The sequence below is a fragment of the Hymenobacter telluris genome, from assembly GCF_017313265.1.
GTDB classification, from domain to species: Bacteria; Bacteroidota; Bacteroidia; order Cytophagales; family Hymenobacteraceae; genus Hymenobacter; species Hymenobacter telluris.
In genome coordinates, this window is sequence record NZ_JAFLQZ010000004.1 from 254,980 (window position 1) to 267,414 (window position 12,435).

At 55.0% G+C, this 12,435-nt stretch carries 13 protein-coding genes; 6 read left to right on the forward strand and 7 right to left on the reverse strand.

What is annotated here, in order from left to right:
- The first annotated feature begins 13 nt into the window (after positions 1 to 13).
- Positions 14 to 721, forward strand: coding sequence for a DUF2306 domain-containing protein (locus J0X19_RS08480; protein WP_206983846.1), 708 nt, complete (start codon positions 14 to 16; stop codon positions 719 to 721).
- Positions 722 to 781: 60 nt separating this feature from the next.
- The gene (locus J0X19_RS08485) at positions 782 to 1,717 is read left to right on the forward strand and encodes a hypothetical protein (protein WP_206983847.1); all 936 of its coding nucleotides are present in this window, start codon (positions 782 to 784) and stop codon (positions 1,715 to 1,717) included.
- 247 nt (positions 1,718 to 1,964) lie between these two features.
- Here the strand turns inward: J0X19_RS08485 and J0X19_RS08490 are convergent, their stop codons facing one another.
- On the reverse strand, positions 1,965 to 2,972 hold the full coding sequence (locus J0X19_RS08490; RefSeq protein ID WP_206983848.1) for an SDR family oxidoreductase: 1,008 nt from the start codon (positions 2,970 to 2,972) through the stop codon (positions 1,965 to 1,967).
- A 279-nt stretch (positions 2,973 to 3,251) separates the two neighbouring features.
- On the opposite strand from J0X19_RS08490, the gene J0X19_RS08495 reads away from it, so the two are divergent.
- From J0X19_RS08495 to J0X19_RS08505, 3 genes are all read left to right on the forward strand, one after another.
- On the forward strand, positions 3,252 to 4,055 hold the full coding sequence (locus J0X19_RS08495) for a LexA family transcriptional regulator (protein WP_206983849.1): 804 nt from the start codon (positions 3,252 to 3,254) through the stop codon (positions 4,053 to 4,055).
- Between the two features lie 176 nt (positions 4,056 to 4,231).
- Entirely contained in the window at positions 4,232 to 4,951 is a 720-nt protein-coding gene (locus J0X19_RS08500; protein WP_206983850.1) for a pirin family protein, read from the forward strand.
- 16 nt (positions 4,952 to 4,967) lie between these two features.
- Positions 4,968 to 5,681, forward strand: a complete 714-nt coding sequence (locus J0X19_RS08505; protein WP_206983851.1) for a GAF domain-containing protein — start codon at positions 4,968 to 4,970, stop codon at positions 5,679 to 5,681.
- Between the two features lie 78 nt (positions 5,682 to 5,759).
- On the opposite strand, the gene J0X19_RS08510 is transcribed toward J0X19_RS08505, so the two are convergent.
- Positions 5,760 to 6,002 carry a hypothetical protein gene (locus tag J0X19_RS08510; RefSeq protein ID WP_206983852.1) on the reverse strand — a complete coding sequence of 81 codons (243 nt, stop codon included), beginning with the start codon at positions 6,000 to 6,002 and terminating at the stop codon, positions 5,760 to 5,762.
- Between the two features lie 53 nt (positions 6,003 to 6,055).
- A complete protein-coding gene (locus J0X19_RS08515; RefSeq protein WP_206983853.1) occupies positions 6,056 to 7,909 on the reverse strand; it encodes a M2 family metallopeptidase in 1,854 nt (617 codons plus the stop codon).
- A gap of 100 nt (positions 7,910 to 8,009) precedes the next feature.
- On the opposite strand from J0X19_RS08515, the gene J0X19_RS08520 reads away from it, so the two are divergent.
- Positions 8,010 to 8,504 carry a hypothetical protein gene (locus J0X19_RS08520; RefSeq protein ID WP_206983854.1) on the forward strand — a complete coding sequence of 165 codons (495 nt, stop codon included), beginning with the start codon at positions 8,010 to 8,012 and terminating at the stop codon, positions 8,502 to 8,504.
- Between the two features lie 24 nt (positions 8,505 to 8,528).
- Here the strand turns inward: J0X19_RS08520 and J0X19_RS08525 are convergent, their stop codons facing one another.
- From J0X19_RS08525 to J0X19_RS08540, 4 genes are all read right to left on the reverse strand, one after another.
- Positions 8,529 to 9,467, reverse strand: a complete 939-nt coding sequence (locus J0X19_RS08525) for a M90 family metallopeptidase (RefSeq protein ID WP_206983861.1) — start codon at positions 9,465 to 9,467, stop codon at positions 8,529 to 8,531.
- A 189-nt stretch (positions 9,468 to 9,656) separates the two neighbouring features.
- Entirely contained in the window at positions 9,657 to 10,004 is a 348-nt protein-coding gene (locus J0X19_RS08530; protein ID WP_242582306.1) for a low molecular weight protein tyrosine phosphatase family protein, read from the reverse strand.
- A gap of 294 nt (positions 10,005 to 10,298) precedes the next feature.
- On the reverse strand, positions 10,299 to 11,240 hold the full coding sequence (locus J0X19_RS08535; RefSeq protein WP_206983863.1) for a sugar phosphate isomerase/epimerase family protein: 942 nt from the start codon (positions 11,238 to 11,240) through the stop codon (positions 10,299 to 10,301).
- 232 nt (positions 11,241 to 11,472) lie between these two features.
- Positions 11,473 to 12,264, reverse strand: a complete 792-nt coding sequence (locus tag J0X19_RS08540) for an NIPSNAP family protein (protein WP_206983865.1) — start codon at positions 12,262 to 12,264, stop codon at positions 11,473 to 11,475.
- Between the last annotated feature and the right edge of the window lie 171 nt (positions 12,265 to 12,435).

Here is a 12,435-nt window from a genome sequence, read left to right on the forward strand (position 1 = left end):
TACATGCATCGGTATGCCCGTTCGCCTCTTTGTTTCACGGTTTCTGCGAGTCTTGGTGGGAGTAGCAGTGGCTGCTTTCAGCGTCCTCATGCTCACAAAGGTGCTGCCGTATCTGCGCTTCGAGAAAGGCATTCTGTTCCTGACCACCAAGCCGGACGCAGTCAACGACAACACTCTGTTCCGGTTGGGCTTCTACGTGCACATCACCAGCAGCTGGTGGGTGATGGTAACCGGCCTTTTGCAGCTGATACCCGCCCTATACAGCTGGCGCCCGAAGCTACACCGCACGTTAGGCAAGATATACGTGCTGTCGATTCTGTTACTGGCAGCGCCTTCAGGCCTTATTCTGGCAGCGTATGCCAACGGCGGACTAGCGGCCAAAGTCGGCTTCACGATGCAGTGCCTAGTCTGGTGGCTGGTCACCTGGCAGGCTTACCGCCTAGCCCGGCAACGGCACTGGCTGCTACATTCGGAATGGATGCTGCGCGCCTACGCCGTAACGTTGGCTGCCATGAGTTTGCGCCTGGAAAGCTACGGGCTGTACTACTTCTTCCATACCAAGCCTATCGAAACCTACTTAACAGTGGTCTGGCTTTCTTGGACCGGCAACCTGCTGCTGGCCGAGGTGCTGGTGCAAGCTGGACTGGGGCGGTGGTATATGCGGGCGTTTCAACTGAAAAATATGCCAAAGCCACGTGTCTTAAGAACCGCTCAGAACTGATGGTTTGACGCAAAGAAATAAGTAATTTGGTTGCTATTATTTCCATTTCAAGTTATACCTATGCGCCAGCTTTCAATTTTCACCTTGCTGTCATTATTTACGATAGTAACCAGCTGTAAGCAACAGCCAGCGGCTAATACAGCTATGCCTAAGCCACCACAGCAAACGGCATCAATAGCCCCTACTGCGCCACCGCCAGCCCGCAATAGCGCGCCGCCCACACCACCTGCACTACCTGCGGTATTACCTGCCCAACAATTACATCAGTTTTTGCTTGAGCACGATGTGGCCCCCTTATTATGTTCAGTGCATAACGGGGTCGAAACCACCCCTTACAACGGCTTTTTCGGCACCGACCGGCATCGGATTGAGGTAGTACTGCTGCATGTACGTTCTGACTCTACTCAGCCCTGGTTGCTACATGTAACTGGCAAAAGCCGCTTCAAGGGAAAAATCATGAATCTTGAGGGAACTGTTGAGTTACTTTCTATTCGTCATCAGCCCCCACTTAATCAGGCTGAGGAGGAACATGAAAAAGCACAGGAATCTATGCGTATGCTCACTACGATTCCAGCTACTGGTGACAATAAGCTGGTTGAGTTTTATACAATCTCCGGGCGCTTCGATTGGCAGGAGCCACATCAGAAGGCCGGCGGACGATTTACGGGCCAAGCAGAATTAGATGTGGCTATTACGCGCGGCAATAAATTATTATCCTGTTCTCTGCGCAAAACAACTGGAGCCCGCGGCGCAGATTTGCTGTTCGATGGCAAATGGAACAATTATCAATCAGGCCAAGAGAAGCCCTTTATTCTTGCAGAAAATGTGGGGGGATTCGCCGAGCAAGTCCTGAAAAATTTTGAAATAGGTGAACGAGATGTTGTTATCAATCCCAAGTATGCCAAGCTAGGCTGGAATGAGTATTGGGAAAACGACGAGTGGTGGGCTGAGCCAGGGACTATAACTGCGCAAACTACCCTGGTTGATGGATTGTAAGTTGCAAACTGTTGATATAGTCCCAGCGTGACAACACGTAGGCATAGGTGTCATCCTGATAGGTTTTTATCGTTTTTTGTTTGGTGCTACTATTCTTCAGGCAGCCACGGCCACGAGAGCCCTATGCCCCAAGCATACAAAGGATTGGAAAGTGAGGCCCATCGTTGAGTAGTTCCCACAACCCTCCTGCCAAAAAAACGCCCCGGTGGATACCGGGGCGTTTTTTTACATAAATGAATTGCACTTATTACGGCATGCCGGCGCCGCCGCTTGAGCCATACACCTGCCCGGTGGCGTAGCTAGCCAGCGGGTCGGCGAGTAGCACGTAGATACCGGCCAGCTCGGCCGGTTGCCCCGGCCGTTTCATGGGCGTATCGCCTCCGAATTTCACTAGCTTCTCTTGCGTGGCGCCGCCGCTCACTTGCAACGGTGTCCAGATGGGGCCCGGTGCTACACCGTTCACCCGGATGCCTTTTGGGGCGAGCTGCTTGGCCAGGGAACGAACGTAATTGGTAGTAGCCGCCTTGGTTTGCGCGTAATCGTAGAGGTCGGCTGAGGGGTCAGTGGCCTGCTCGGAAGTGGTACCAATGATGGCCGAACCAGGTTTCAGGTGCGGCAGGGCTGCCTTGATAATCCAGAATGGCGCGTAGATATTGGTTTTCATCGTGGCGTCGAAGTCCTCGGTTGAAAGGTCCAGTATCGACTGGCGCTGCTGCTGCCGGGCCGCATTGCTGACCACAATATCGAGGCCGCCGAGTTGGCGCACCGCCTCCTCTACCAGCTTCTTGCAGAAGGCTTCGTCGCGCAAGTCGCCGGGAATGGCCACGGCTTTCTGGCCGGCAGCTTTTATCAACGCAATTACTTCTTTGGCGTCGGCTTCTTCAGCCGGCAGGTAGTTGATGGCCACATCGGCCCCTTCGCGGGCGTAAGCAATGGCAGCCGCACGGCCCATACCTGAGTCGCCGCCCGTAATGAGAGCTTTACGCCCTTTCAGGCGGCCCGAGCCTTTGTAGCTTTTCTCGCCGTGGTCGGGCAAAGGCTCCATTTTGCTGGCTAGCCCTGGCCACGGCTGCTGCTGGCTTTTGAAGGGCGGCTTGGGGTAGGCAGTAGTGGGGTCTTTGAGCGGCTCGGCAGCGGGTTCGGCAGCACCTATGGCCCCTTCAGCAGATAAGACCGGTCCGACAGTGGCTACGGCTAAGCTGGCGCCTAATCCACTGAGTATCTGACGGCGGCTAAGTTTGTTTTCTTCTAGCATGAGTTAAGTGTGCAGTTACGGTTTGTTTATCTGCGTACGTACATGGTAGGGGCCACAGTTGCTAGCGTCCAGCTCAAACAGGCCCGAGCCGGCTAGCAACTGCAAGGGGCTAACCGGCTCCCCCGCACACCGGCCACGCAACAGCTCCCTGAACGGCGGAACCAAAAATAATTAGCAAAAATTTTCAGCTAATTGAATTAGTATTCTCGTTATAGGGTTCGTACTTTCACGAGCCGGTAACTATCTACCGTTGAAGCCTTTTTTCGGCTCCCCTGCACCATGATTAACACGAATCTTAAATTCTGGCGGCGCGAACTGGCCCTGACGCAGGCCCAGATGGCCGAAAAGCTTGGCATCAAACGTTCTCTGGTGGGCGCTTACGAAGAAGGCCGTGCCGAACCCAAGCTGACTACTCTGGTTAACATGGCCCGCCTGTTTGGCATTACGCTGGACGCGCTGGTAACCACTGACTTTAGCAAAAAGAAGAACGCCAAGGCGGCGCTGCTCCAGCTGCAGCCCGCTACCACCGAGCCCACTCGGCCCGGCGGCGGCAACGGCCTGCGTATACTGGCTCTCACAGTTGATAAAGAACAAAACGAGAACATCGAGCTGGTGCCCCAGAAAGCCGCAGCCGGCTACCTCAACGGCTACGCCGATCCGGAGTATTTAGAGGAGCTGCCGAAGTTCCGCCTACCGATGCTGGGCACTGGCGGCACGTACCGCGCCTTCGAAATCAGCGGCGACTCGATGCTGCCCATTGCCAGCGGCACGGTTATCGTGGGCCGCTACGTAGACGACTGGCTGACGCTGAAAGACGGTACGCCGTGCATTGTGGTGAGTTCCAAGGAAGGCATCGTGTTCAAGCGGGTGTTCAACCGGCTCAAGCAAGGCGCCATGTTGGCCCTGCACTCCGATAACCCACTGTATTCGCCCTACGAAATCGACGTGGAGGATGTGGTGGAAATCTGGGAAGCCAAAGCCTACATCAGCAGCACCTTCCCCATTGCCGACCTTTCGCTGAACCGCTTGGCTAGCATTGTGCTGGACTTGCAGCAGCAGGTTTCTACCATGAAAAAGGCTTAGGAACGAATCTTAGATTCCGACATTTAGTAGATACACAGCCCACCTGGCACTGCGCCAGGTGGGCTGTGTGTTACTAGCCGTTGCGTAACTCGGCTAACGTACGCAAAGCGCTGCTGGCATTAACTTCCGGCCGCTACGTTGCGTAAGCCAAGCACACAACTCAACCGCGACTCATTATGATCAACATAGTTCCTGCCACCGACCGTCACCATGCCGCTCCCGTTGCGTGGCTCAACAGCTATTTCCTGTTCAGCTTTGCCGACTACTACGACCCTAAAAACGTGCAGTTCGGCCCGTTGCGCGTGTTCAACGACGATACCGTGCAAGGAGAGTCGGGGTTTCCGCAGCATCCGCACTCGGAAATGGAAATCGTGACGCTGGTGCTGGAAGGCGAATTGTACCACGAGGATACGATGGGCAACAAGGCTACCATCAAAAAGGGCGACGTGCAGCGCATGACGGCCGGCACCGGCCTGGCCCATTCCGAGCAAAACCGCACCGACAAAGCCGTGCAGCTATACCAGTTGTGGTTTTTGTCGAACCAGAAAGGCCTGGCTCCTAGCTACGAGCAGAAAGATGTGGACTTCCTGGACACCAAGAACGAATTGGTGCCGCTGGTATCGGGCCAGAAGGTGCTGGAAGACGTGGTGTATATGAATTCCAACACCACCATATACTGGTGTAATTTGCGGGAGGACAAGACGGTTACGTTCCGAACGTTTCCCATCCGCAACACCTTCATTTACGTAAGAGAAGGCTCACTCTACATCAACGGCATCGACCTAGGCCCCAACGACCAGGTGCGCGCTACTGATGAGCATGTGCTGGAAATCAGGGCTTCCAAAGACGCTCAATTCATCCTCATTGACTTACCCGCCAGCGAGGCCAACTATTAACGCTCCTAGCACTCACTTGACTGCTTTCCCTACTTCCCTGATTCCTGAAAACGAGGCGACACGGCTACGCACCTTGCGGCTCTACCAGATTGCTAATACCACACCCGAACCCATCTTCGATGACTACGTGGCGTGGGCGGCCCAGCTTTTCAACACGCCTATCTCCTTGATTTCCCTGGTCGATGAGAACTACGTGTATTTCAAGGCTGTAGCTGGGGCCGAAGGCGTACCGGGGCTAGCACGTACGGAAAGCATGTGCTCCGCCGCTATTCTGCCTGATGTACCAGTGGTGCTAACCGACTATAAGGCCGAAAGCTGCGAGCTAATAAAGCCTGACGTTGCACAGGCGCTCGGCCTCAATTTTTATGCTGGTGCAGCCTTGCAGATGCCTGATGGTTCGCGGATTGGCATGCTAGCCGTTATCGGGCGCGAGGCGCGTGGCCTCTCCACCAACGAAGCTACCGTGCTCAAACGGTTGGCCGATTTGGTCAGCAAGACCATTGAGCTTCGCTTTAATTACCTGAGTACAGAGCAAGACCAAGCGTGGGAAAACACTCAAGCCGAATTAGCTGAAACCCTCGACGACAATACCACGCTGGCCCGCTACCTCACCAACCGCAACAACGGCATCAACTTGGATGAGGAAGAAACATTAGACCTCATACTCCGCCGCCTCAACGGTGTAGACAAGGTGCTGAAGAGGCGGATGAGCGAGGCGCTGGCAGCATAAGTCTATCTGTAAGCTCCAGCAAACATTAAAAACAGAAAAGCCAGCTTTCAAAAAAGCTGGCTTTTCTGTTTTTAACAGTTACAACTCTTCTATTTCAACTTTCGCGTTAGTTAGCAGCAAAAAATCAATAAGATGCCGGAAGACAATGGCAGCTTCATTGGTTGCAGTAAGATGGTCGCAAAAATAAATTCCTTTGGCTTCAAATGCCAAAGAAACAAGAGGCCAATCAGGTTGCGAATTATTTACGCTATCCTTCAGCGCCACATGCCATAATGAACTATTGGACTCAGCTATTGCAAAACGTCGTTGCAGAAAATGCAAGATAGGTGCTGGATCAAACGTAGAAGTACATAGCCTATATTCCCGTCCCATACTTACATCGTGTATTTACGGCCTTTGTTCTGCTGTTTCAAATAAGCCATTAGCGGCTCGAAATACTCGACCATGGCGCGAGCCGAGAGGTCTTCGCCGGTTTTTTCCTTAAGCACGGCGCGCCAGTCTTTGCTGGCACCGGGGCGCATGATGTCGGCCAGGAACGTGCCCACTTCTTTGCTACCGTAGTAGTTGGTGGTGTGCGGGTCCTGCTTGAGGATTTTCTTGGCAATGTGGTCGTGGAGCTGGAACAGGATGACGTACGACAGGGCGTAGTCGTAGTACTGCGCGGGGTCGTCGTTGATGTGGGTTTTGGTGGCGGGGTCGAGGTATTGCTCACTGCGCGTGGTGGGCGGCACGATGCCCTGGTACTTTTTGGCTAGCTCCCACCACTTGGCGTTGAGCTGGTCGGCGGGCAGCTTATCGGCGTAGAAGCTGTTTTCCCATTCGCTCATCACCCCCGAGGCAAACGGGATGAAGGTGGCGTAATTGAGGGCTTCCTTGAGTAGCGTTTGGGTTTCGTTGGTTTGGGTTTTGGCGTCCACTAGGTTCAGGCCCGTCAGGAAGGGCTTTTGGGTGGCGGCCAGGCCCATCAGGCTGCCCATAGCCTCGTGGTAGGCGCGGTTGGCACCAGTGCGCAGGAGCACCGGCACCTCGGGGTTGGTGTAGGTGAGGTAATAGTAGATGTGGCCCAGCTCGTGGTGAGTGGTTTCGTACCACTCGGTATTGCCTTCCACGCTCATCAGGCTGCGCACGTCCTGGTCGAGGTTCATGTGCCAGGCCGAGGCGTGGTTGTTCTTCTTGTAGGTGGCTGCTTTGGGCAGCGGATAGAGGCTGCTTTTCTCGTAGAACACCGGCGGCAGCGCCGGGAAGCCCAGGCTCTGGTAGAACCGCTCGGCTTGTTGCACCTGCCATTCTGCCCCCTTCTTGGCTAGTATTGGGTCCAGGTTCAGGCCTTTTACTTCCACCATGGCGCTCCAATCCTGGCCCCAGCGGTTGGGCAGCCAGTGCGCGGGCAGATAGTCGGGCACTTGCTTCTGGTTGTATTTCTTGGCCAGCTCGTAGCGGGCGTAGGTGTGCAGCTCGCGGTACAGGGGGCGTAGCTCGTCGTTGAGCTTACGCACCAGCGTCATCATTTCCTCCCGGCTCATGCCGTAGTCGGAGGCCTGGTAGGTGAAGTAGTCGGGGTAGCCGAGGGCCTGCACGGTTTGGTTGCGTAGGTCGCGCAGGTTGAGCAGGCCGTCTTTGAGCGTGGGGCCGATGGCCTTGCTGGCTTCCCACACCTGCTGGCGCTTGGCAGGGTTCTTTTCTTTGCGCAGCAGTTCGTCGAGGTCGTTGGTGGTGACGGACTTGCCGGCGTATTGGTAGTCGTAGCCGTAGAGCCTCTCGGTTTGCGCAGCTTCGGCGGCAATGCGGCGCTTCACCACGTCGGCCACGGTCTGCGGGTTGTTGGCGGCAGCGTAGAGCGCCGTTTGCAGCTGCTTGATTTGCAGCTCGGTAAGGTCGGCCTTATGTTCCAGCAGCCCTTTGATGGTGACAATATTCTCGGTGCTCCCCGTAAAGGCGGCCATGCGGCCGTTGGCGCGGGTGGTAGCGCCGGCGTTGCTGGTGTCACCGGCCACAATGTGCGTGTTGGAACGCCACTCTGCCTCGCTCGACTGGGTGTAGAGACGCTGGTACTCGTTGGAATAGTTAATCAAAAACTCCTCGGCTTGCGCGCGGTAGTCTTGGGGCGCTGGCGGCGCGGAAGCCGTGGTTTCAGTGGCAGCAGGTGTGGTAGTAGCTGGCGTTTTGGCCGTAGGCGCGCAGGCAGCCAGCGTGGCAGCCGTTAGTAGAGGCAGGAAGGTTTTCTTCATACCAGCAAAGCTAGAACTTCCCGCGAATCAACCAGAGGCACGTTTGCCAAGCAGAGGTGATATAAACATGTTACTTTTGATTAATAACAGAATCTAAAAAATGTTAAGATTTATTATCAAGGCGCTTATTACCCTAGGCGTATTGGCTACGACGCTCATTATTATACTTATCGTAGTATTAAATAACGACGAGAAAGACAGAGCTGCAAAAAGTGCTTATATCTCTACATTTTTCACCCATCCTCAATCAAAAGGAACTTGGCTTGCAGAAGACGGTGATTCAAAGCTATGTGGCAAACTAGAGCTACTTATAACAAAAGATTCTACTTACTATGGGGATAGGGTTTTCGGTGATGGGCACCATGAGTCTTATTATAGGATAAAAGCAGATTCTATTCACACAGAAGGCCACTATGGACTTGGCGCATCAATGCAAGTCAGAAACGACAGCCTATTTTTGATCTACCCCAAAAGGCAGTACAACTGGTCTTGGTTTATTGAGGAGGCAAACGCTGACAGGTTCACTCTGCGAGGAGATTCATATACCATGACTTTTGTCAAAGTAGCTGACGATAAGATAGCTGGTCACTTGTAAAGTGGCCATTATGATTGACTCTCCTCACGCTGCTTGCTGCAACAAATGGCACTCCTTATACTTCTTACCGCTGCCACACGGGCACGGGTCGTTGCGGCCGAACTTGCGGCGGCTGCGCAGGGTTTTCAGCCATTCGCGCGGGTCCACGGCCAGGCGTAGAAAACGCTTCTTGGGGTTTTGGCGAAAGGCCCGCAGGAGCAGCTGGTATAGCTCGGGGTGATGCTCTTGGAGCTTCTCGGGCTTCTCGAAGAAATACTCTGTCACAACGGCAAAGAACTCGGCCTCATTAGTGGCGGCGTAGTCGTTGATTTCCGAGTCGCCGGCCCGGATGGCGGCTATTTCGCGCTCCATTACCTCGGCCCAGGGCTTAAGCAATTCGGGCGGCAACGTGGTGGCGGGCACCCCATCAATAGTACCGTCGGCGGCGTCGAGCAGGTGCGCAAACTCATGGATGCCCACGTTCTGCCGGTCCAGCGCATCGCGGAAACCTTGTTCCAACGAAGCTTTGGAGAGGTGCATGTAGCGGGAAGTCTGGAAGTTGCGGACGCTGCCCAGCAACGTGCCGGCCAGCGGGGCCACCTCCTGGTTGGGATTCTGCTGCTCTTTCCAGGCGTCGGGCACCACTAACACCTCGCTCAGGTTGCCGTATTCCCAATCGGGGAAGCCAAACACCGGAATTACGGCCGAGGCGGCTACCAGCAGCCGGGTGGCATCGTCTATTTCGGTTTGCACGCCCGTAATCCGGGTTTGGGCCAGAAACACCTGCACCCGCTTCTCGAAGCGCTGCTTGTCGCCGGGCGTGAGCGACAAATAAAAAGCCACCCGCTCGGTCAGAATCTGCCGCCAAGCGGCTGGGAAATCCTCAGCCAACGCCGCTGCCTTCTCGCGCGACTCGCGGGTGACATACCGGTAAAACAGAAAGACTACCGCCGCAACGAAGGCGGCAAAAACCCAGTATTGCATGGCCCGCTAAACGGCCAATCGGGCGTTTGGTTGTTGGGCGGTACCGGGGACCTCACCCCCTAGCCCCCTCTCCAAAAGAGAGGGGGGACTAGCTTTAGTTGGGCTAGTAGCTACTAGCTGTTGGCTATTAGCTTTTGCTAGCGCTAGAGCAAACTAGAAACTAGTCCCCCCTCTCTTTTGGAGAGGGGGCTAGGGGGTGAGGTATTCTGCCAGCCGCTCGCGCAGTAAATCCTGTAATACGGCATCCAGGAACTGGAATTTGTCGGGGATGCGCAGGTTGATAACGGGTTTGCCCGTTAGCGCCTCCGGAAATTTCTGCCGCAGAATGTCGGCGTGCTTGCGCTCCATCACAAACACCACATCGGCCCAGCCAAGGTTGCCGGCTGTTACGCGCACTCTGGCGCCCGGCTCGGTGCCGGCCGAACGTGCTTCGTAAGTAGGGTGGTTGTCAAAAAGCCGTTCGGCGGTGAGGCTGCGCCAGCGGTTCTGGCTACAGATAAAAAGCAGTTGCGAAGCGTTGGCAGGGATGGTTGGCAAAGGCACAGGGTTGATATGAGAGCCTAATTTACGCGCGCTATCAGACTACGTGAATAGTTGCTTAAGTGAACTGGCTAAAAGCCCGGCATGCAGAGGCGCAGCCGAAGCACCTCGCGTGCTGACTCAGGAGTACCCATCCAACATCAGCACGCGAGATTCCTCGACAAGCTCGGAATGACGTTCGTTTCACTATTCTACTTTAGGCAATGAATAACATCAACCAGCTATCCACAAGCTGTAATTTCTTCGGGCTCCCACCCACGACAACAAGCATCTGCGTGGCAGCCGCCGAGTTTAGCCCAACGTTTTGGCCACTCGCTCCAGGAGCGCCTTGGTTTTCCGGATTCCCTCCTCCTCGCTCAGCTTTTCGCCTTCGTACTCGATGCCGACGTAGCCTTTGAAACCGGACGCCTTGATGAGTTGGAACATCTTGTTGTAATCCGTTTCCAGGCAATTGCCGGTGGCGTCAAAATCCAGCGTTTTCGCGCTGACGCCCTTAGCTACCGGCATCCATTGCTGCACGGCCTTGTACTTGTCGTACTCTTCCAGGCAGTTGCCGCGGTACAAGTCGCCGGTGGCGCGCTTCACGCAGAAATTACCGAAATCCGGCAAAATGCCCACGTTGCGGCGGTTGGCTTTCTTGATGGTGGCCAGCAGCCACTCGCCGTTGGAACTGTAGCTGCCGTGGTTTTCCACTATTACATTCAGGTTGGCTTTCTGCGCGTACTCGCCTAGCTTGCTCAGGCTGTCGGCCGCGGCTTGCTGCACGTCCTCCATCGAGCCTTTGCCGTAGGCATTCACCCGGATGGAAGCACAGCCTAGGTAGTGCGCGGCATCCACCCATTGGTAGTGGTTTTCAATCGTTTTCGCTCGTTCCGTGGCATCGGGGGCACCTAAGTCACCTTCGCCGTCAATCATAATCAGGTGGTTTTTCACGCCATTGTCGCGGCAGCGCTGTAGCAGCTCGCTCAAGTACTTCTGGTCTTTGGCTTTGTCTTTGAAAAACTGGTTGACGTACTCCACCGCTCCGATGCCGTACTGCTTGCGGGCAATTACCGGGAAATCGAGGTTGCTGATTTGCTTGCTGAACAGGGCTTTATGCAACGACCATTCAGCCAGCGAGATTTCAAAGAATGGCTTGGCTGCCATTTCTGAGGCCAGCAGCCCAGGCGAAACACAAGCCGCAGCCGTGAAGGCTACCGCATTTTCAAGAAAGCGACGACGTGAAGCAAGCATACGGTGGGGGAATTAGGAGTTGGAGAAAGAGCTGGCGGGGCGGCGGGAGTGGTTACTACGTGAATAAGCGCAGACTTAAGAATCAACAAAAACACTGTTCCCGTCATGCTGAGCGCAGCCGAAGCATCTCGCGTGCTGATGCCAGGGTGGTACTCCTGAGTCAGCACGCGAGATGCTTCGGCAAGCTCAGCATGACGTTCTTTAGCCTTGCACTTCAATGCTTTACAGCTAGCTAAAGCGCGGAATAGCTGGCGGACCGGAGAAATACAATGTCGATGTGCGAAACGTTGTTCTGGTACTCGCTCTTGGCTGATAAGCTTTTCCATTCCGGGTCGCTGCCAAACGCTTTCCAATGCTGGTCACGGGCTGCCATGTTGTCGAAGCTGGTCATGTACATCAGGTTGGGCATGTGCGCGCCAAACACCACTTCGCCGTAGAAAACCGCGTTGAAACCAAGTCGGGAAAACAGCTTCACTTCGCCGCCCTGGTTGAACATCTGCACCTTGTTGCGGGCCAGTTTTTCGCTGGCGCTTTCGTAGCTGCGCAGTTCGTACACCCGTTCCGGGCGCGGGCCTTGCAGCCTGGAGGCTGCCACTGCAGGCATCAGGTCGAAGGCTTTCAGGAAGATGGTTTCCTGCCGCTGGTAGGCTGGCGCGTTGTGGGCGGCGCCGGTATAGTCACTGGCGCTGGTTTCGGCAACTGACGGCTTACCGGCTTTCACTTGTTCCCAGTGCTTCAACGATTTGAAGGGAGTGAAAACGTAGATTTTTTTGTCGGTGGCCGTATCGTTGCTCAACGGCTTGAACACACCAACGTGCGGGATATTCTGGGCGCGCATGGCCGGCAGGTAATGCAGGCGCAGAAAGCTGTCGATGCGAGCTTCCTGCTGGCTGGTTTTCATATGATACACCCGCAGCTCGAAATAGGCCGAAGAAGTGGGCGGTTTGGCCAGGGCCAGGTGGCTGCCAAGCAGCAGAAAAAATGCGGCCAGCATTATGCCCGCTACGCCCACTGTTTTTTTCATAGTTACTGCTCAAGTAGTTGCGGCCTGGTGGCAGGGTGAAAACGCGCCTGCTTTTCCGGCCCCGGATCAAGGTATCAGTTTTTCATTTATCCCGCCTATGTTTACACTTACGGGCGAGGCGGCACCTATCGGCAGCAAGTACGCGCGTTCTGTTTCCACCCAATGCTACTG